Here is an 18844-nt window from a genome sequence, read left to right as displayed (position 1 = left end):
CCCCTTCCCCTTTTGTCCTGCCTGAGCCCCTGTGCTTTTCCTGCTCTGTGTTCCTTGCTCTTTTGTTCTTTGTATTGTTATCTGCCGATCTTGCCGGCTATTCCCGTATTTCCCGTACTGCTACCCGTATTTCCCGTCCGCCCTTTTTTGACCATCCCCCGGCGGTTCTACAAGTCCCGTATTCCCGTGTTCCTGCAATGCCGTTATCAGGCGTCGATCGTCTTTTCCGCGATCGCATCAACCGGAGCAGCGACGCGCTTTTTCTTTCCTGCGCGTGACGGCGGCTGGCATACACCGCACACGAAATCATGGTGCAGGTCATCTGCGTGGGCCACGAAATGGCCGGTGCAGCGCTTGCACTTCACGGTGTGCAGCATCTTCCCCTCGAAGAACTTCAGCATCATCCACGCACGGGTGATCGAAAGCACCTCTTCCTGTTCGTGGACGTGAATATGTTCCTGGTACAGCTTGTAGGCCGAGATCAGGCGGCGCACACCCGTGCTGCGGCTGTTCTCACCCAGAAAACGATAGATGTTCAGGAAGATCGACGAATGGATGTTCGGCGACCACGTCAGGAACCAGTCTGCCGAGAAGGGCAGCATGCCCTTGGGCGGCGATTCCCCACGGATTTCCTTGTACAGCTTGACCAGACGCTCACGGCTGAGCGTGGTTTCCTGTTCCAGCAGTTGCAGGCGCGCACCGAGCGAAATCAATTCCGCTGCGAGGTGGATCTGCTGAACTTCGTTCATGACGCTGGTGTGACGCATGGCACTGCTCCCGCTTTCGCTTGCTACTCATCCAAAGTGCAATCTCTGAACCCGGCGAAAAGACCGCCGCAAATGGCTCAGCTGATCTGCTCAACCGCCTGACGTGCCAGCAGGATCGACATTTGCGATTGCTGCAGACCCTTGTCACGGTGCGGCTGGGTCACCAGACCCAGGATGGCGTGATCGTCGAAGCGGAAGCGGCACAGCATCATGTTCGTGCTGGCCAGCTTGACGATCTGCGCGGGCGACATCGTCAGCAGGATGTCAGCCAATTCTTCAGAGATGCCGAGGCGAAACAGTGCGGCATCGCGATCCTTGGCCAGCATCTGCTGAGCAAGCATCAAGTAGGTGAGATTCAGTTCGCTGATCTCGGAAACAATGTCTTGCGTGTCCATGTATGTCCCGTCGTGTGCAGTAAAAGTACAACTTGCATCCGATCTCGCATGGTGATGTCCGGTGGCGCTATTTTTTTGCGCCTACCCTCGCCGGGCTGTTCACCAATCCCCACAGATCGGATGTTCCTGCAGTCGGCGCCGTTGCCGGCACTTCCTGCTCCTTCTTACTCACGTCGCTAAAGACATGGCGAAGTTGTTTTCTGTTGAACACATTGTGGGTTTACGTCTGGGCTAAGTAAAGAAGGGGGGACCCCTACGTCAGGGGGGTGAGGTAGTCCGTTCTCTTGTAGGCAATTTTCCTACAAATCTGTTAATAAACGTTGCAAATGAAGCCTTTGCCGACGCAGCGGCCCTGGGTAGACGATGCGCTAAAGCGGGTGTTTGACACGTATTTACCCCAATGAACGGCGAAAGATAGCAATTAAATTGCCTAAAGTTGTCAGAAATCGACAAAGAAGGCGTCGCACTTCTGCGACTGTGAGCATCGGATGCCGGGTTAACCGCTTGTAGGACACTTCTGACCCACTCCTACACGTCGTGTAGGACAGTTCCGACCCATTTTTGGCTGGTTTTGTAGGAACGTTCCTACAGTCAAATGGCGATTTTGTAGGACACCTCCTACCAGTTTGTTTTACTAAAAAAGACACGTCTACTTAAAAAATACAAAAACCAGCGGTGCCACAGGGTTGCCCGAGCTGGAAAGGAAGGGGGCGCCACTTCTTTTGATGCGGAGCAGCAAAAGGTGCTGCATGGCCCTCTGCAGAGCGAAAAAATGCGGGAATTTTGACGATTGGACGGCCACCCTCTTTGTAGGACAGGTGTAGGACAACGTGAGCTGCGGCAACAGCTCACGTGTGTCGTCAATCGTGATGCGGCGCGGTCCAGCGGGCGCGCAATACGGTGCCCGCGGCGGATTCGGTGACGACGAGTGACTGCTCGTCCAGCGCGAATGCAACGCTGGTGGTGGTGCGCCCCCGGCACGACGCGATGCGCGCCAGCGGTTCGCCATCCGGCGAGACGACGGGCGTTGTCGCGCGTCATGGCAACGAACAACGCGGATTCGTCGGGCGTCAGCGCCAAACCGTTCGGGCTCGGGCCATTGGCGAGCAGGTAATCGAGCCGGCCATCCGTGCACAGGCGATACACACGGCCGGTCGGGTCATGCAGGCCGGTCTGGCCTTGGTCGGTGAAATACACATCGCCGTTGCGGGCGACGATCAGATCGTTGAGGCCTGTGTTCTTTCTGGAGAAATCACGTTCTCATACACAGAACATTGAAGATTTTCGAGAATTGTTCGCACGAACGCTAAAGTTTTCCGCCGGCCTTCCGATGAAGGGCGTACTGATCAGCGAGACGGCCATGCAACTTTCTTCCCCTTCCGTATCTACTGCGACCGCCGGCGCATCGGGCAGCGGGAGCAGTTCGGCCGGCGACATCGAGCGCCTGCAGCGCCAGCTCAAGAACCTGCAGAAGTCGATGCAGGATCTGCCCGCGCAGAATCTGCCACCGGATCAGGCCCGCGAGCAGGCACAGTTGCTCAGCCAGCAGATTCAGATCGTGCAGGCGCAAATCGCTCGCCTTCAGGCGCAGAACGGCCTGGAGCAGGCGCAAACCCGGTTGGAAAACCGACACAACGCATCGAAAAGCGCTTCTGGCACAGGCAATACCGACGCAGCGGCCAAGGCCCGCACGACGGACAAAGTGACCGCCTCGTCCACGGCGAGCGATGCCCGTCTGCATACCCGCGAAGCAACGCAGGCTCAGTCCGAGCAGTCAGCGCAGTCAGCGCACCCCGCCAGCGCAGAGGCCATCACGCCGGCCAAGCCACCGCTGGTTTCCGTCAGGGCCTGAAGGCGGCAACGCGGCGACCTGTCCTTGATGGCGCCAGTTGCCGATGCCTGACCACCTCCTTTTCCACCCCCTCCCATCGGGGGGACGCCAGCTTGCGGTGCCGACAGCGACAATCGCCGCGCCGCCATCCTGTGTGCGGCATCGAGAACACGCATGACCTCCGCCGCCAGCGACGCCCTGCCCCCAACCGCCCCCGCCGATCCGCATCCGGAACGCACGCTCTCGCGCAATTTCTTTGCACGCCACTGGCGCGGTGATTACAACCTCGCCCGCTCGTATTGGTTGCACACCGCGCTGATGCAATTTGGCGTGGTGGCGCTCAGCGCCGGCGTCACGCATGCGCTGGCGCATAACGCACCGGCGCGCGCGGCATCGTCGGCGTTGCTCGTGATTTACGTGATGGGGCTGGCGCTGTGGATCTGGGCGGTAGTCGGCACCTGGCGTTCGGCCGATCGAGAACAGGCGCGCAACCGGCGTGCCGGCATGTCGAACCTGTGGCCCTTGATCGCCAAGGTGATGATCGTGCTTGGCGCCGTGGGCACCAGCTCGCGCCTCATCAACGATGGGCCGCGGCTGAGCGCGCATCTGCGCACCGCGTTGGGTGAGCAAGCGGCATCGCCCTTTACGGTGACACCGCAACGCGACGGGCGCGCCGTCCTCTTCAACGGCGGCATGAACGACGGCGCCGCCGATGCACTGGAAGCCGCGCTGCGCAAGGCGCCGAACGCCGTGGCCGTCGTGCTGCGCTCGGAAGGCGGCTGGCTGCGCGAAGGGACGCTGGTGGCGGACGTCATCCGCCGGCACCATCTGCGCACGTATGTTGAACGCACCTGTGCCTCGGCGTGCACGATCGCCTTCCTGGCAGGCGTTGACCGCGCTGCGGCACCGGGCGCACGCATCGGCTTCCACCGCCCGCGCGCGGTAGGCGCCGATCACGACCAGACCCCCGGCGCCACCGACAGCGAACTCTGGCGCGCGTATTCAGACGCGGGCCTGCCCGACGCCTTCGTGCGCCGCGTGCAGGACACGCCGTTCGACCAGATGTGGTTTCCCACCGCGCAGGAACTGCTGGCCGACCACGTCGTCACCCGCCCGTCGCCCGGGGGCGAATACGCGACCATGGCCACGCAGTTGAATACCCGCGAAGCCCTGGCCGCTGAACTGCGCAGCGCGCCGTTGTATGCAACGCTGGAGCGCAAATACCCGGCACACTTCAGCCGCCTGATCGATACGCTGTGGCCAGAACTGCGGCGCAACGTTACCGATGCGCAGGTGATGGCACTGCTGCGCGAGCAGACGGGCAAGCTGTACCGCGCGCTGATTCCGACCGCGCCCAACGCCCTGCTCTTTGCCAACGCGGAACTCACGCTTGAACAGGCCCAGGCCCTGCAGCGTATGAGCCCCGAAGCCTGCGTGGCTTATCTCGAAGGCACCTCCGGGGCAAGCGCTGCTGCGGCTCGATTGCCGCGCGCGCTGGTCACCCGCGAGCAGGCCTTGTTCTCAGACCTGATGCAGGCCGCCGACCCGGACCACGCGCCCGTTGTGACGCGCGCACAAACCCTGCCGGTGCTGCAACTGGCCGTGGCCGCGCTTCCCCTCAATGAACAACGCGTGCTGACCGTCCCGGCGCTGCGCCACTCCGCACCACCGGCCGAACGCTGCCAGGCGCTGATCGGTTTTTCGCGCTCCATCCTGGCCCTGCCCGAAACCGAACGTGCGCTGGCACTGCGCGGCATGTTTGCCGATACGTCAGCGCCCGATTCGTAGCAAGACGCATCAGGCCGGACGCAATGCAGCCAGTGACGCCCGCTGGCGCCCTTCTTCGTCAAAGTTCCCCGGTGACAGCCATTGCTCGAAAGCGGCCCGCACCTGCGGCCAATCCGCATCGATGATGGAGAACCACGCGGTATCGCGGCTGCGGCCCTTGTAGACCACCGCTTGGCGGAAGATGCCCTCGAACTGAAAGCCCAGCCGCTGCGCGGTCTGCCGCGACGGCGCGTTCAGGCTGTCGCATTTCCACTCATAGCGCCGGTAGCCGAGGTCTTCAAAGACGTGCTTCATCAGCAGGAACTGCGCTTCGGTCGATGCCGACGTGCGTTGCAGCAACGGCGAAAACGTAACCGCCCCCACCTCCACCACGCCATGATCGGGCGTGATGCGCATCAGCGCCAGCGTGCCGACCGGACGATCGGTGCGCGCGTCGATCACCGCGTATTGCAGCGGATCGCGCTTGGCCGCAATGCGCTCGATATAGGCGCGGTGCGCTGCCGTATCGGCAAACGGGCCTTCCACCATGTACGTCCAGACGCGGTCGTCCTGCGCTTGGCTGAACGCCTCGAACAACGCGTCGGCATGGCGGGCAGCGTCAAGCGGCTCAAGCCGACAGTAGCGGCCAGCGAGGGGCGTGTGCGGCGGCAGAGGCCGGGCCGTCCAGTCGGGCAGCGGTGCACCAATGGGTTGCTGATAAGCGTTGAGGGTGGGCATGCGTCGAACCTGGATCGAGAACAACAAGAAGCCTTCACCCTACCGAACGTTCTGGCTCCATGGAAAGAGCCATGGAATCGCATTGTGATGGAGCCACGCCAACAACCCCACGCCCGGATTAATCCGTTCGATGCCCCGCCACACGCCGATAGCGCGGGTGCGTACAAATCGATATGTTGGCAGCGGGGGAAGACGGCGCCACACATAGGCGCGGGCATAGCCATTGCTGTGCAGGGGTATGCACGCGCCCTCGGAATCGTCCGTCATCTTTTCTGCCAGGAGCCCGCGAGTGGCGCCGTTCATTGCAGAGTGGTACCGCCGCTGGAGCCGAGGCGCCCGATACGCATGCGCGGCCGCATGGCTTGCCCTGGCCGGCATGGCACCTTGGTGCCCGACCCTGGCGGCGCCCCGCTTTGCCTACCCAGTCACGCAACGCATTGACGCGGGCGCGAGCGTCGCCCTGCCCCGCACGTGGGGCCCATTGCGGCTGAACACAGAAACGCCCATTCCTTCCGTTGCGGCGACCATCAACTCGCCATTCGGCCCATCGCGGCTGGTGTTTGCGCAGCAGACCGTAGCGCCGGAGAGCTTCGCGCTGGTGACGGTGCGTAAGTCCGATTTCGACAAAGGCACGCCGGATTATCTTGAAACCCTGCGCCCGCGCGATCTGGCAATCCTGCTCAACCACATGGAATCGCGCGTGCATGGCGATCGCCCGGCCTGGGCTGCCCGCCTCGTGCGCGGCAAGGCGCCGTCGCAGCAGGTGCTGGCAGGGCGCCGGTTGATCTACTGGGAGGGCGAATGGCGCACCTCCACGGCACGGACAGTCGTGGTGCGCGGCTATGCGTTCTTTGGCAACGGCGCGGTCTACTTGCTCCGAATATTCGGCACCGCGGCGCACGACAACGCTGCCGAGTTTGCCGAAGAGGCACGTTTTGCCGATTTGGTGGCCGCGACCTTCCGGACGAAATAGCCGCCGAGCTTTCGCCGTAATTGTTGCAACGCAACAACAAGTGTAGCGCGCGTGACGGCCCTGGCTCCTGAGCGCAGGCCCGTCCACGCAAGGGCTGAAATCTGTTGTTACTCTTGGAACAGTCTGTTCACCCGACGCCGTATTGTTCTTCCGCATTGCAACACCTACACTTCGTGACAGTTGTTCAGACATCGATTGCCTGAACAAGCAATGCAAGTGTTGTAAGGAGAACAATGATGAAATGGTTGGATATTGGCGCCGTCATGGCCGCCTGGATTGCGAGCTGCGTGGCAGCAGGCTGGCTCATCAGCGCCGCCGCTTTCCTGGCTTAACGCCCCCGCCCTAAAGGCAAAACGGCCGAGCGGGAACCCCTTTCCCGCCCGGCCCTGAACACCCCGGTTGATCCATTCGTCAGGCTGGCTTCTGACCGGCCCACTCAACGAATCGGTCGACAAACCCCTGCAAGAACTGGCGCGTCCGCGCATCCGTCACCCCGCCCTGGGCATCAAAGGGCTCTCCCGCAAAGTGGAAGAACACCTCCGGCAGCGGCAAGACCTTCACGCCGACCGCCGCGAGCACATTGCGCAATTGCGCCTGTGACAGCGCCGTCCCGATGGCGCCCGGCGAAGCGCCCGCAATGCCAGCCGGCTTGCCGCCCCACACGCTCTGGCCGTACGGCCGAGAACCCCAGTCAATCGCATTCTTCAGCACGCCCGGCATGCCGCGGTTGTATTCCGGCGTGACGAACAGCACGGAATCCACGCCCGCCACCGCTGCCTTGAAGCGCTGCACGGGCTCGGGCAGGCTGGCATCCAGATCCTGGTTGTAGAGCGGCAGCTCGCCAATCTCGATGAACTGCGCCGTCGCGCCCGACGGCAGCAAACCTGCCAGCGCCTGCGCCAGCTGGCGGTTAAACGACGCCTTGCGCAGGCTGCCGACGATCATGCCGATAGTCAGATTGCTCATGAACACTCCTTCCTTGCAAAACAGTTCGGGCCGGCGCTGACGCTCAATCCGCCGTCGCCGGCTCGGGGGCCACCTCGCGCTTGAGGCGGTTGATCAAGGCAAACATCAGCGGGTTCAGCAGAATCGACAGGATCGCCGCCGACAACAGCAGCCCCCGCGCACGGTCGGGCAGGATTTCCAGGCTGATCCCCAGCCCGATCAGGATGAACGAAAATTCGCCGATCTGCGCGAGGCTGGCGGAAATCGTGAGCGCCGTGCGGTTGCCGTGACCAAACGCGCGTACCACCGCAAAGGCTGCCAACGACTTGCCCACCACCACGATCAGCACCGTGCCGAGCACCGCCCAGGGGTCTTCGATCAGCACGCTCGGGTCGAACAGCATGCCCACCGACACGAAGAACAGCACCGCAAAGGCATCGCGCAGCGGCAGCGATTCTTCCGCCGCGCGCTGGCTGAATTCGGACTCGGCCAGCACCATCCCCGCAAAGAACGCGCCGAGCGCGAACGACACCCCAAACAGCACCGTCGCGCCATAGGCGACGCCCAGCGCGGTGGCCAGCACGCCCAGGCGGAACAGCTCCCGGCTGCCCGTCATGACGATGCGCTCGAGCATCCACGGGATCACGCGGCGGCCCACCACCAGCATCAGCGCGGCAAACGCCACCACCTTCGAGAGCGTGACCGCCAGCACCTTGACGATGTCCCACGTGCTGACCGTTGTGCTGCCGGCGCCGCCCAGCGCGCCGGCCAAGGCCGGCAGCAACACGAGCGTCACCACCATCACGAGGTCTTCCACGATCAGCCAGCCGACGGCGATATGGCCTTCGTGCGAGTTGTCGATGCCGCGATCTTCCAGCGCCTTGAGGAGCACCACCGTGCTCGCTACCGAGAGCGCCAGGCCGAACACCAGGCCCGGCCCCCAATCCCACCCGAGCAGCCACGCCAGACCCATGCCCATGAGCGTGGCCAACGCAATCTGCCCGATCGCCCCCGGAATGGCGATGGCCTTGACCGCCAGCAACTCCTTCATCGAGAAGTGCAGCCCCACGCCGAACATCAGGAGGATTACGCCCAGTTCGGCCAGTTGCGGCGCAAGGCTTTGATCGGCCACGAAACCGGGCGTGAACGGCCCGGCCACCACGCCCGCCATCAGGTAGCCCACCAGCGGCGGCAGCCGCAGGCGCTGGGCGATGGTGCCGAAGATGAAGGCCAGCACGATGCCACCGATGATGGTGGAGATGAGCGGGGTGTCTACGTGCATGCGGTCCTGGAATGGGAATGGCGCGGGTTCAAAGACTGGAGGAGCGGAACAGCAGGGAAAGGGCCGGGCGGCCCTTGTGCGACAACCGCGGCGCGGATTTGTTCTTGGCGCGTCACAACTATAAGGATTGCCCTTTGCGAAACCTTACGAAGCAAATGTCATGCAGAAGACATCGCGCCGAAAACACCGCTCCTACACTGCGCCGCAGACCGCTCCCCCAGGGCGGCCAGGCGCCCCCCCCCAGGAGACAACACATGCGCTACGCCAACAAAGTCCTTTCCGTGGACGAGGCCATCGCCCACGTCCGCAACGGCAGCCGCCTGATGCTGGGCGAATTCGTGGGCGCCGGCGAGCCGGCCTGCTGCATCGAGGCGCTGCTCGCCAGCGGCATCGGCCAGCTCACGCTCATCACCAACACGCCGGGGCTGCGCGGCGGCTTTCTCAAAGCCCGGCTGTTCAGCTCGGGCCAACTGGCCGAGTTCATCGGCACGCACGTCGGCACGACCGATGAATCGACGCAGGCTTACCTGACCGACTCCGTGCGCGTGGCCGAGTTCTTTCCGATGGGCACCTGGGCCGAGAAAGTGCGCGCGGGTGCGCTGGGCCTGGGCGGCGCGCTGGTGCCGGTGGGCGTGGGCATCCTCGACCAGCCCGGGATGTTTCCCAAGCTCGGTACGCCCAAGCCGACGATCACCGTCGACGGAATGACCTGCTTCGTGGAGCCGCCCCTGCGCGCCGACGTGTCGATCATCAAAGGCTGGCGCGCCGATACCTTTGGCAACGTGGAATTTCGCGGCACGGCGCTGCAGAACCAGCGCGACATTGCCATGGCCGGCGACTACACCATCGTCGAGGTGAACGAGATCGTCGAAGTGGGCGCGATTCCGCCCGAGCGCGTCGGCTGCCCGGGCGTATTCGTCAATGCGGTGGTGCAAGGGCTGTCGCTGCAAGACCAGCACGCGCTTTACAAGCACCACTGGACGAAGCTCGGCCGCCTGCCTGCTGCCGAAGCCTGATCGTCGATCGACACCACCAGGAGACCGCCATGCAAGCTCTGCCCGAAACGCCCAAGCAACGCATTGCCGCCCGCTGCGCGCAAGAACTGCGCGCGGGCGAAGTCGTCAACCTTGGCCTGGGTATCCCCACGCTCACGGCCAACTACCTGGACACCGATGCGGGCGTCATCTTCCATACCGAAAACGGCGCCTTCGGCTTTGGCGGACGCCCTGTGCTGGACACCATCGACAGCGACTTCACCAACGCCGGGTGCGAGCCCATCACCCTGCTGCCCGGCGCTGCGCTCATGGACCTCGCCACGTCGCTGGGCGCGATGCGCAACGGCTACATCGACGTGACGATCCTCGGCGCATTGCAGGTGGATGCGCTGGGCAACCTCGCCAACTGGGCGTGCGATCGCAACGGCAAATGGTGGCCCGGCATTGGCGGGGCAATGGACCTTTGCTACGGCACGCGCAAGGTGATTGCCGCGCTGGCACACACCGACAAGCACGGCAACTCCAAGATCCTGCCGCGCTGCACGCTGCCGCTCACAGGCCGGGGCTGCGTGAAAGTCATCGTGACCGAGCACGCTGTCTTTGACGTGACCGACGCCGGGCTGGTGCTGCGTGAAATCCTCTCGCATGCGACACTCAACGACATTCGCGCCATGACGGCAGCGCCCTTTACGCTGGCGCCGCTGCTGCAGATGCGCGCAGCCTGAGGAGACTGCATGGCCACCACCGTCGATTGGTTCTTCGATGTCATCTCGCCGTTTGCCTACCTGCAGCTGGAGCAGTTCGATGCGCTGCAGGAGGCCAATGACATCGTCATCCGCCCGCGCCCGCTGGTGCTGGGTGCGATCCTGCATCACTGGGGGCAGAAGGGCCCGGCAGAGATCACCTCCAAGCGCGTGTTCACGTACCGGCACGCGCTGTTTCGCGCGCAGCAGCTCGGCATTCCGTTTCGCATGCCGCCCGCGCACCCGTTCAACCCGATCAAGGCATTGCGGCTGACGATTGCGATGGGCGGATCGCTCGATGCCGTGCGGGCGGTGTTCCGGCATATCTGGCGCGACGGCAACGATGTGGCATCGCCCGAGGGCTTTGCCGCGCTGTGCGAGGCGGTCAGCTTTGCAGAAGGCGCCGCCGCTGTCGAACAGCCCGCCGTGAAAGACGCGCTGCGTGCACACACCGACGCGGCCATCGCGCTTGGCGTGTTCGGGGTGCCCACGCTGGTGCACGACGGCGAACTGTTCTGGGGGGAAGACGCGACCGACATGTTCCTGCACAGCCTGCGCACCGGCTGGCTCTCCACGCCCGAAGCCCAGCGCGTGAGCACGCTGCCGGTGGGCATTCAGCGTGGCTGAACACGACACCAATTCGCGCCCCGGCATCAGCCGCGCACGGCTGGCGCATATCGCGGCGTGGTCCATCGATCTGCCCACGGAAGAAGCCGACCGCGCCTGCGCCGGCATCGTTGAGAAAACCTATGCGCGTGGCGCCTGCATCTGCCCGAAAAACACGTTGCTGGAGAGCTGGACGGGCGTGGTGACGGGCCTCATCAAGATCGGCACGGTGTCGCCCGAAGGGCGCAGCGTCACGTTTACGGGCGTGCCGGCCGGCGGCTGGTTTGGCGAAGGCACGGTGCTCAAGAACGAGCCGCGCCGCTACGACATCGTTGCGCTGCGCGACACGCGCATGGCCTTCATGGACCGCGCCACCTTCATGTGGCTGGTGGAAAACAGCGTGGCGTTCAACCGCTTCCTGGTGAAGCAGCTCAACGAGCGGCTTGGGCACTTCATGGCGCTGCTGGAATACGACCGGATGCTGGATGTCACGCCACGGCTGGCGCGTTGCATTGCATCGTTGTTCAACCCGGTGCTCTACCCGGGCGCGGGCGACCACCTCGAGATCACGCAGGAAGAACTTGGCCTGCTTTCCGGCATGACGCGGCAGGTAGCCAACCAGTCGCTCAAGGCCCTGGAGAAGGACGGCGTGGTGCGGCTGGAATACGGCGGCGTGACGGTCGTCGACCTCGATCGGCTGCGTAGCTACGGCGCCTGAAGACGGCGCCATTATTAACGAATCTTCATCCGGCAGAGCAGGCCGCACCCGCTAGAATCGCGGCACAACAAGACAAGATCATTACGCTGCGGCATGCGCCTCGCGCGCTCAGCAGCCGGAAGAGGGAACAGGGCAACGTACGCCGTGCGTGCCTGCATCTATGCTGCCGATTCATCTGCTTTCCACCGGCAAGGCACTGCCGGAACAACAAGTCACGTCCGCTGAACTGGATGCCCGCCTGGGCCATCGGGCAGGCTACGTACGCAAGAAATCCGGTATCGACGTTCGCCACCATGCCACGCTGGGCGAGCACCAGTCGGAACTCGCCGGTGCTGCCGTGCGCGATGCGCTGTGCCGCGCCGATGTTCCGGCCGCGTCCATCGACCTGTTGATCTCCGCCTCGGGCGTGCAGGAACAGGCGCTGCCTAACACGGCCGCGCGCATCTTGGAGCACGCCGGGCTGCCCGCCGGCACGCCCGCGTTTGACGTCAACGCCAGTTGCCTGAGCTTCCTCACGGCGCTGCATGTGGCAAGTAGCCTGCTGACCACGGGCGCGTACAAGCGCATCGCCGTGGTGGCGTCCGACCTGGCCTCACGCGGCATCGACTGGGACGATGCCGAGACCGCGTTGATCTTCGGCGACGGCGCAGCGGCGGTCATCGTTGAAGCGGCGCCTACGGTGTCCGGCACGGGCATCCACGCCTACCGCATGGAGACCTACCCCGCCGGCAAAGCCTATTGCGAAATCCGCGCGGGCGGCACGCGCCGCAACCCGCGCACCGGTGCGCAACCCACCGATTACCTGTTCCACATGGATGGCAAGCGCGTATTCAAGCTCGCCTCGCAATTGATGGACGGGTTCCTCGATCGCCTCTTCGCGGGCAGCCATTACACGCTGCACGACATGCATGTCGTCGTGCCGCATCAGGCGAGCCACCTTGGGATGCAGCATCTACGCAAACGGCTGGGCGTGCCGGAAGCCAGCGTGATCGATATCTACGCGCAGCACGGCAACCAAGTGGCCGCGTCGATTCCCACGGCGCTGCATGAAGCCGTGACGACCCAACGCATCGAGCCTGGCAAGCCGGTTCTGCTGGTCGGCACGGCAGCCGGCCTGACGCTCGGCGGCATGGTGCTGACGCTATGACGACGCTGGTGACAGGCGCTACGGGTGGGCTCGGCCGCAACGCAGTCGATGCACTGCTCGCGCAAGGCGCCCGCGTGCGCGCGACGGGGCGCAATGCGGCGCAGCGTGAGGCTTTCATCGCACGTGGCGCCGACTATGTGCCCGCCGATTTGGCACAACTGACACCGGCCACGCTCGATGCGCTGCTCGATGGTGTCGATACGGTCTGGCATTGCGCGGCGCTGTCATCGCCCTGGGGCGCGTATGAGGACTTCTACGCGGCCAATGTGCGCGCAACGGCCGCTCTGGCCGAAGGTGCCGTCAAGCGTGGCGTCCGCCGCTTCGTGCATATCTCCACGCCATCGATCTATTTCGACTACCAGCATCACGCCGATCTGCCGGAGAGCTATCGCCCTGCGCGCTTCCCCAATCATTACGCGGCGACGAAGATGCTGGCAGAGGCGGCCATCCAGCAGCAGACCGCCACGCAGCACCGCACGCACTTCGTCATCCTGCGGCCGCGCGGGCTGTTCGGCCCGCATGACCGCGTGGTGCTGCCGCGCATCCTGCATCTTCTGGAACTGCGCGGCGGCGTGCTGCCGCTGCCTCGTGGCGGCGCGGCGCGCATGGACCTGACGTACCTGGAAAACGTGGTGCATGCCATGCAATGCGCCACCACAGCGAGCGTGCCTTCCGGCGCCGCCTACAACATCACCAACCACGCACCGGCTACGCTGCGCGATCTGCTCGATCAATTGCTGGGGCAACAGCTCGGCCTGCGTTACCGCATCCGCGCTGTGCCGTATCCGGCGATGGCATTGGCCGCACGCGTCATGGAAGCCGGCAGCGCTCTCACGCGTCGCGAGCCGCTGCTCACACGCTACAGCGCCGCCGCCCTGCACTACGACATGACGCTCGCCAACGACCGCGCGCGCATCGAACTCGGCTACGTGCCGCCCATCGACATGGCCGAAGGCATCCGCCGCACGGCCCATTGGTTACGTGAACATGGCAACGTTGTCCGTTTTTGAAGCCGGCTACTGCACGCACACCGCGTGCGTGGCACTGCGCGGTGCGGGCTTGCGTACCTGCGCCTTCCCTGCACGCGCATGGCTGATCGAAGCGGCAGGCCGCCGCTGGCTGTGGGACACGGGCTATGCCTCGCATTTTCATGACCACACGCGCAGCGGCCTGTTTGCGATCTATCGCAAGGTCACGCCGGTGTATTTCGATACGTCGGAATCCATGGCGGCGCAGCTTGCGCAACAGGGCGTGCGCCCGGCTGACCTGGATGGATTGATCGTCTCGCATTTCCACGGTGACCACGTTGCCGGTCTGCGCGACTTTCCGAGCGTGCCCGTCATCTGCTCCGGCGAGGGATGGATGCACCTGCGTGCGCTGCGTGGTGTTTCCGCGTTGCGGCGCGCTTTCGTGCCGGGTCTGATTCCCGAAGATTTTGAAACGCGCACGCGCTTTGTCGAACAGTTCGAGCAGGTTGCGCTGCCGCCGGAGCTGGCGCCGTTCACATCGGCCTGGGCCTTGCCCAACAGCAACGGCGACGTGCTCATCGTGCCGCTGCCTGGCCACGCCGCCGGACACCTCGGCGCGTTCGTGCGCACGCAGGAAGGCTGGGTGTTGCTGGCCGCCGACGCCGCCTGGTCGCCGCTGAGCTATCGCGAGCTGCGCGGGCCGTCGGTGCTCGCGTATTCGATCATGGAAGACCGCCACGCCTACTTCGACACGCTGCGCAAGCTGCACGCGCTCGATGCGGGCGGCCATGTGCGCATCCTGCTCACACACGAGGGGGCGTTGTGACGGCGTTGCACCGCCTGCTGTGGTCGTACTGGCAAACGCGCCGGTTGCGGCTGGCTGATCGCGCTGCGCTGGAAGCGCATCAGCAGCGGCAAATCAAGCGCTTCACGCAACGCGTGCTGACCCGCAGCCCGTATTTCCGCACGTTCGCATCGAAGCCGATGCACGAGTGGCCGTTGATGGACAAGGCCACGATGATGGCCAATTTCGACGCCATGAACACCGCCGGCCTGCGTCTGGCCGACGTGCTCGCGTGCGCGCAGCAGGCCGAGCAGTCGCGCGATTTCCGGCCGACGGTCGGTGCGTATTCGGTGGGCTTGTCGTCTGGCACATCGGGCGGACGCGGCGTATTTGTCGTCAGCCCGACCGAGCGCGCGCAGTGGGCCGGCATCCTGCTCGCCAAGCTGCTGCCGCGCGGCCTGTTGCATGGCGAACGCGTCGCGCTGTTCCTGCGTGCCAACAGCAATCTGTACACGGCCGTGCGCAACCCGTGGCTGACGTTCTCGTTCTTCGATCTGTTTGCGCCGTTCGATTCGCACCGCGCGCCGCTGGAAGCATTGCAGCCGACCATCATCGTGGGGCCCGCGCAGGTGCTGCGTGCGCTCGCCATGGAGAAGCTGGCAGGGAGGCTCGACATCGCGCCTGTGCAGGTGCTGTCCGGCGCCGAAGTGCTGGAGCCGATGGACCGCGCACTGCTTGCGCAGGCCTTTGGTAACGTCGGCGAGGTCTATCAGGCCACCGAAGGGTTCCTGGGCGCAACCTGCCCGCACGGCGCGCTGCACCTGAACGAAGCGCACGTGCACATCGAGCCGCAATGGCTGGACGCGCACCGCTTCGTCCCCGTCATTACCGATTTCACACGCAGCACACAGCCCATCGTGCGCTACCGGCTGGATGACATCCTTATCCGCCGCGACCCAGCGCTGGGCGCTTGCCCCTGCGGCAATCCGGCGATGGCCATCGAGCGCATCGAAGGCCGCTGCGACGACACACTCGTCCTGCCCGCGCTGGGCGGCGGTACCGTCACGCTGTTTGCGGACGTGTGTTCGCGGGCGCTGGCACAGGCGCTGCCGCTGCATGCGGATTACCGCCTGGTCCAAACCGATGCGAGCACGCTCGCGTTGTCCATTCATCCGGCCGACGCCGACATTGCGCGCACGTGCAAAGCGCATCTGGCCGATGTCTTCGTCTGCCAGGGCGTCGATGCATCGCGCGTGACGTGGCACGCCACGCCCGAGCGCATCGCCACGGACTTCACCACCAAGCGCCGCCGCATCGTTCGACTCAAAGTGTCAGGAGCGGCACGATGAGCCCGCTTGCCACGCGCCTGCGTCATATGGCCCTGGGCTGGTGTTCAGTGGGCTTCGTCTATGGCATCTGCGGGGCGCTGCAAGGCGTTGGCACGGTCGTGCTGGAAACCGCGTTGGACCGCGCGATTCCGTTCAGCACGTCAGGCATCTGGCTGTACGTGTCGTTCTTCGCGTTGATTCCGCTGGCGTATCTGCGGGCCGACATGTCGCGCCTGCCCTGGCTGGAACGCACCATGCAGATGAGTGCGCTCGTGAGCGGCGCGGTGTTTCTGCTGTGGCCGACCACGCTGCACTACCCGCCGCTGACGGACGCATCGCTGCCCGGCAGCGTGCAGCGCATGCTGATCGCCATGGACTCGAGCCAGAACTGCCTGCCCTCGCTGCATGGGGCGCTCACACTGCTCTCGGTGTGGGCGCTGGCCGATTCGCGCAGGCCGATGCGCACGGCGCTCGCCACAGCCTGGGGCCTCGGCATTCTGTACGCCACGATCCAGACGCGCCGGCACGTTGCCCTCGATCTGTCTGCAGGCGTGGCCGTGGGCGTGCTGTGCGGCGCGGCTGTCCGTCTATGGTTGGCGCGACGCGCGTCAACGCTCTCCATCGAACCGGTGTCCACATGAATGCCTTTGCCCTGCCGCTTGCATTGATGCTCGGCTGCGTGTTGCTGGAACTGGCTGCGCTCAAGTGGTGGCGCGGCCAGCCGGTGCCGTGGCGCGACGTCATCCTCAATCTGAACTCGGGCCACGTGCTGATGTGGCTGTGCCGCGGCGTGGAAGTCGCTGGCTTTACGTGGCTGTATGCCCATGCCAGCCTGCATTGGGTGGATGGCTGGCACCCGATTGCGGGCTGGGCCTTTGCCTTTGTCGCGTGGGATCTCGGCTTCTACTGGCTCCACCGCACGCATCACAAGCTGGGCTTTCTGTGGGCGATCCACGCGGTGCATCACGAGGGCGAGCATTTCAACCTGTCGCTGGGCGTGCGAAACGCGTGGCTGTCGTCGCTGACATCGCTGCCCTTTTTCGTGCCGCTGGCGCTGCTGGGTGTTACGCCGGAGATGTTCGTGGCGGTGTCGGGCCTGCATTACTCGGTGCAGTTCTACAACCACTGTGGACTGGTCGGCCGCTCGGGCGTGCTGGACCGCTTCATGGTCACGCCCGCCAACCACCGCGTGCATCACGGCTGCAACCCCGAGTACATCGACCGCAACTTCGGCGGCACGCTGCTCCTCTGGGACAAGCTGTTCGGCACGTATCAGCGCGCGTTGCCCGACGTACCCATCCGCTATGGCGTGCACAGGCCCACCTACAGCGACAACCCGTTCTGGGCCAACGTGGTGCCGGCATTGCAATGGCTGGGGCTGCGTACGCCGCATTTGCAACGCGATACGCGTGCCACGCCGGCCGGCTGGATCGCCACCGGCGGTGTGCTGCTGTTTGGCGTGGTGATCGACTATGTGCGCACCGATGGCCTGTGGCCCGAACACTGGCAAGCGGTCTGGTTCACCCTCATCCTGCTGCTCACGTTGGCGCTGGGCGGTTTGTCCGACGGGCGCGGTTGGGGCCGCTGGCTTTGGCCGCTGCTGGCGCTTGCGCTGCCCGTGCTGATGATCGGCATATGCGGCGCGGGCGATGCATTGTCCGACACGTTGGCCGTTGCGCTCGGGTTGCATGGTCTTGCTTGTGGACTGTGGCATGCGCTGCGGACCGAATCGCCGCTCTCTTCGTCGCCGCATGCCGAATCTCGCTAAGCTCCGCTACGCTTCACCGCGCTCGTCATCACTCGTCGACGATTTGCGCCGTGTCGCGCACGACCATCTGCGGGCATGCAGCGACCATCGCTTTGCCGATGCGCAGTTCATTGCCAAGGGCGCCTTCCTCGTTGTGGTATCCGCGCTGCTGTATGGCGCCATGGTCACGGCCACGAATGCGACGGCTTTCGTGCTCGCCTACATGGCCTTTCCATTCATCGCGATGCTGCTGGCCATGAACGTGCTGCACGACGGCGCACACCGGGCGCTCTCCCCCTGGGCATGGCTGGACCGCCTCATGACGCGCGTGACCGCCATCCCGCTCGGCATCGAACCCGCCTACTGGACGGTGCGCCACGTGCACTATCACCACGCGCATGCCAACGTAGAACACTACGACCTCGACACCGCTCCAAACCGGTTCCTGCGGCAGACGCCCTTTCAGCCGTGGTATCCGCAGTTTCGCTATCAGCATCGCTACTGGCCGCTGATTGCCGCGCTGTCGTTGCCGTACATCAACTGGATCTACGACTGGTCGGATCGCCTTGGCCTCACGCCGCTGGCGGCGGATCGCGTGTTGCCCGGCCTGCGCGGCTGGGCGACGTTCCTGTCTGCGAAGGCGTTGCACTTGCTCATTGCGGTGGCGGTGCCCGCCTGGGTGGCACATCGGCTCGGCCTCGGCTGGGGCTGGGTGGCGCTTGGCTACTTCGCAGGGCAGATGCTGGCTTCATGCGTGCTGGTCGCGCTGATCCTGGGCACGCACTGGGCGGACGTGACGTTCTATCTGCCGCCCGAATCTGGCCAGTTACCGCACACGTGGCACGAGCATGCATTCCACACCGCGTGCGACTGGCAACCGCAACCGGCGTGGATCGGCTATTGGCTCGGCGGCTTGAACTGGCACCTGACGCATCACCTCTTCCCGACCTATAGCCACCGGCACTATCCGGCACTGGCAGCGCGCGTGGCGGAGGTGGCGCGCACCCATGCGCTCGACTACCGCGCGCTCACCTACGGGGAGTTGCTGACCGCGCAGCAGAACTTCCTGCGCGCCATGGGCCAACGCCCAAACTGACGCGCAGACAACAC

General features: G+C 64.6%; 19 protein-coding genes and 1 pseudogene. 14 read left to right on the top strand and 6 right to left on the bottom strand.

Annotated features, from left to right (window positions below):
- Window positions 1–206: 206 nt before the first annotated feature.
- The 3 genes and pseudogenes from flhC to ACU8YE_RS12880 all read right to left on the bottom strand — a co-directional run.
- Window positions 207–767 carry a flagellar transcriptional regulator FlhC gene (gene flhC, locus ACU8YE_RS12890; protein ID WP_027679319.1) on the bottom strand — a complete coding sequence of 187 codons (561 nt, stop codon included), beginning with the start codon at window positions 765–767 and terminating at the stop codon, window positions 207–209.
- 77 nt (window positions 768–844) lie between these two features.
- Window positions 845–1162 carry a flagellar transcriptional regulator FlhD gene (gene flhD / locus ACU8YE_RS12885; protein ID WP_004627783.1) on the bottom strand — a complete coding sequence of 106 codons (318 nt, stop codon included), beginning with the start codon at window positions 1160–1162 and terminating at the stop codon, window positions 845–847.
- Window positions 1163–2022: 860 nt separating this feature from the next.
- Window positions 2023–2410, bottom strand: a pseudogene (locus ACU8YE_RS12880) (SMP-30/gluconolactonase/LRE family protein); the annotation flags it as partial.
- Between ACU8YE_RS12880 and ACU8YE_RS12875 the strand changes: the two are divergent.
- On the top strand, window positions 2397–3014 hold the full coding sequence (locus ACU8YE_RS12875; RefSeq protein WP_446928904.1) for a FlxA-like family protein: 618 nt from the start codon (window positions 2397–2399) through the stop codon (window positions 3012–3014). The pseudogene ACU8YE_RS12880 and the gene ACU8YE_RS12875 sit on opposite strands and share 14 nt — an antisense overlap.
- 153 nt (window positions 3015–3167) lie before the next feature.
- The gene (locus tag ACU8YE_RS12870) at window positions 3168–4781 is read left to right on the top strand and encodes a COG3904 family protein (RefSeq protein WP_232039944.1); all 1614 of its coding nucleotides are present in this window, start codon (window positions 3168–3170) and stop codon (window positions 4779–4781) included.
- 9 nt (window positions 4782–4790) lie between these two features.
- On the opposite strand, the gene ACU8YE_RS12865 is transcribed toward ACU8YE_RS12870, so the two are convergent.
- Window positions 4791–5498: a GNAT family N-acetyltransferase gene (locus tag ACU8YE_RS12865; RefSeq protein WP_433867801.1), complete on the bottom strand. Its 708-nt coding sequence runs from the start codon at window positions 5496–5498 to the stop codon at window positions 4791–4793.
- A gap of 289 nt (window positions 5499–5787) precedes the next feature.
- On the opposite strand from ACU8YE_RS12865, the gene ACU8YE_RS12860 reads away from it, so the two are divergent.
- Window positions 5788–6471: a hypothetical protein gene (locus tag ACU8YE_RS12860; protein WP_446928878.1), complete on the top strand. Its 684-nt coding sequence runs from the start codon at window positions 5788–5790 to the stop codon at window positions 6469–6471.
- 411 nt (window positions 6472–6882) lie between these two features.
- Here ACU8YE_RS12860 and ACU8YE_RS12855 read toward each other — a convergent pair whose 3' ends face one another.
- Window positions 6883–7437, bottom strand: a complete 555-nt coding sequence (locus tag ACU8YE_RS12855) for an NADPH-dependent FMN reductase (protein ID WP_446928877.1) — start codon at window positions 7435–7437, stop codon at window positions 6883–6885.
- Window positions 7438–7480: 43 nt separating this feature from the next.
- Window positions 7481–8698, bottom strand: coding sequence for a cation:proton antiporter domain-containing protein (locus ACU8YE_RS12850; protein WP_260801399.1), 1218 nt, complete (start codon window positions 8696–8698; stop codon window positions 7481–7483).
- A gap of 254 nt (window positions 8699–8952) precedes the next feature.
- On the opposite strand from ACU8YE_RS12850, the gene ACU8YE_RS12845 reads away from it, so the two are divergent.
- The 11 genes from ACU8YE_RS12845 to ACU8YE_RS12795 all read left to right on the top strand — a co-directional run bounded on the left by ACU8YE_RS12845 (window position 8953) and on the right by ACU8YE_RS12795 (window position 18830).
- Window positions 8953–9714 carry a CoA transferase subunit A gene (locus tag ACU8YE_RS12845; protein ID WP_446928876.1) on the top strand — a complete coding sequence of 254 codons (762 nt, stop codon included), beginning with the start codon at window positions 8953–8955 and terminating at the stop codon, window positions 9712–9714.
- A 29-nt stretch (window positions 9715–9743) separates the two neighbouring features.
- Window positions 9744–10418 (top strand): 3-oxoacid CoA-transferase subunit B, encoded by a 675-nt coding sequence (locus tag ACU8YE_RS12840; protein WP_446928875.1) that lies wholly within the window; start codon window positions 9744–9746, stop codon window positions 10416–10418.
- A 9-nt stretch (window positions 10419–10427) separates the two neighbouring features.
- On the top strand, window positions 10428–11063 hold the full coding sequence (locus ACU8YE_RS12835; RefSeq protein WP_446928874.1) for a DsbA family protein: 636 nt from the start codon (window positions 10428–10430) through the stop codon (window positions 11061–11063).
- Complete coding sequence (locus ACU8YE_RS12830; RefSeq protein WP_343621259.1) at window positions 11056–11760, top strand: Crp/Fnr family transcriptional regulator; 705 nt, start codon at window positions 11056–11058, stop codon at window positions 11758–11760. Before ACU8YE_RS12835 ends, ACU8YE_RS12830 begins: the two co-directional genes overlap by 8 nt.
- Window positions 11761–11920: 160 nt before the next feature.
- Window positions 11921–12907 carry a 3-oxoacyl-[acyl-carrier-protein] synthase III C-terminal domain-containing protein gene (locus ACU8YE_RS12825; RefSeq protein ID WP_446928873.1) on the top strand — a complete coding sequence of 329 codons (987 nt, stop codon included), beginning with the start codon at window positions 11921–11923 and terminating at the stop codon, window positions 12905–12907.
- Entirely contained in the window at window positions 12904–13917 is a 1014-nt protein-coding gene (locus tag ACU8YE_RS12820; RefSeq protein WP_446928872.1) for an NAD-dependent epimerase/dehydratase family protein, read from the top strand. Before ACU8YE_RS12825 ends, ACU8YE_RS12820 begins: the two co-directional genes overlap by 4 nt.
- Window positions 13895–14701, top strand: a complete 807-nt coding sequence (locus ACU8YE_RS12815; protein ID WP_446928871.1) for an MBL fold metallo-hydrolase — start codon at window positions 13895–13897, stop codon at window positions 14699–14701. The genes ACU8YE_RS12820 and ACU8YE_RS12815 overlap by 23 nt, the downstream gene beginning before the upstream one ends.
- The gene (locus ACU8YE_RS12810) at window positions 14698–16008 is read left to right on the top strand and encodes a F390 synthetase-related protein (RefSeq protein WP_446928870.1); all 1311 of its coding nucleotides are present in this window, start codon (window positions 14698–14700) and stop codon (window positions 16006–16008) included. The genes ACU8YE_RS12815 and ACU8YE_RS12810 overlap by 4 nt, the downstream gene beginning before the upstream one ends.
- A complete protein-coding gene (locus tag ACU8YE_RS12805) occupies window positions 16005–16628 on the top strand; it encodes a phosphatase PAP2 family protein (protein WP_446928869.1) in 624 nt (207 codons plus the stop codon). Before ACU8YE_RS12810 ends, ACU8YE_RS12805 begins: the two co-directional genes overlap by 4 nt.
- A complete protein-coding gene (locus tag ACU8YE_RS12800; RefSeq protein WP_446928868.1) occupies window positions 16625–17755 on the top strand; it encodes a sterol desaturase family protein in 1131 nt (376 codons plus the stop codon). Before ACU8YE_RS12805 ends, ACU8YE_RS12800 begins: the two co-directional genes overlap by 4 nt.
- A complete protein-coding gene (locus ACU8YE_RS12795; protein ID WP_446928867.1) occupies window positions 17739–18830 on the top strand; it encodes an acyl-CoA desaturase in 1092 nt (363 codons plus the stop codon). Before ACU8YE_RS12800 ends, ACU8YE_RS12795 begins: the two co-directional genes overlap by 17 nt.
- The last annotated feature ends 14 nt before the right edge of the window (window positions 18831–18844 follow it).

Source organism: Ralstonia sp. VS2407, from assembly GCF_052950655.1.
This window is presented reverse-complemented; position numbering and strand designations above follow the sequence as displayed.

What these genes read in the sequence shown, in the direction of transcription:
- flhC (WP_027679319.1), bottom strand. Translation starts at nt 767, where the DNA reads ATGCGTCACACCAGCGTCATGAACGAAGTTCAGCAGATCCACCTCGCA.
- flhD (WP_004627783.1), bottom strand. Translation starts at nt 1,162, where the DNA reads ATGGACACGCAAGACATTGTTTCCGAGATCAGCGAACTGAATCTCACC.
- ACU8YE_RS12870 (WP_232039944.1), top strand. Translation starts at nt 3,168, where the DNA reads ATGACCTCCGCCGCCAGCGACGCCCTGCCCCCAACCGCCCCCGCCGAT.
- ACU8YE_RS12865 (WP_433867801.1), bottom strand. Translation starts at nt 5,498, where the DNA reads ATGCCCACCCTCAACGCTTATCAGCAACCCATTGGTGCACCGCTGCCC.
- ACU8YE_RS12855 (WP_446928877.1), bottom strand. Translation starts at nt 7,437, where the DNA reads ATGAGCAATCTGACTATCGGCATGATCGTCGGCAGCCTGCGCAAGGCG.
- ACU8YE_RS12850 (WP_260801399.1), bottom strand. Translation starts at nt 8,698, where the DNA reads ATGCACGTAGACACCCCGCTCATCTCCACCATCATCGGTGGCATCGTG.
- ACU8YE_RS12845 (WP_446928876.1), top strand. Translation starts at nt 8,953, where the DNA reads ATGCGCTACGCCAACAAAGTCCTTTCCGTGGACGAGGCCATCGCCCAC.
- ACU8YE_RS12840 (WP_446928875.1), top strand. Translation starts at nt 9,744, where the DNA reads ATGCAAGCTCTGCCCGAAACGCCCAAGCAACGCATTGCCGCCCGCTGC.
- ACU8YE_RS12835 (WP_446928874.1), top strand. Translation starts at nt 10,428, where the DNA reads ATGGCCACCACCGTCGATTGGTTCTTCGATGTCATCTCGCCGTTTGCC.
- ACU8YE_RS12825 (WP_446928873.1), top strand. Translation starts at nt 11,921, where the DNA reads ATGCTGCCGATTCATCTGCTTTCCACCGGCAAGGCACTGCCGGAACAA.
- ACU8YE_RS12820 (WP_446928872.1), top strand. Translation starts at nt 12,904, where the DNA reads ATGACGACGCTGGTGACAGGCGCTACGGGTGGGCTCGGCCGCAACGCA.
- ACU8YE_RS12815 (WP_446928871.1), top strand. Translation starts at nt 13,895, where the DNA reads ATGGCAACGTTGTCCGTTTTTGAAGCCGGCTACTGCACGCACACCGCG.
- ACU8YE_RS12805 (WP_446928869.1), top strand. Translation starts at nt 16,005, where the DNA reads ATGAGCCCGCTTGCCACGCGCCTGCGTCATATGGCCCTGGGCTGGTGT.
- ACU8YE_RS12800 (WP_446928868.1), top strand. Translation starts at nt 16,625, where the DNA reads ATGAATGCCTTTGCCCTGCCGCTTGCATTGATGCTCGGCTGCGTGTTG.
- ACU8YE_RS12795 (WP_446928867.1), top strand. Translation starts at nt 17,739, where the DNA reads ATGCCGAATCTCGCTAAGCTCCGCTACGCTTCACCGCGCTCGTCATCA.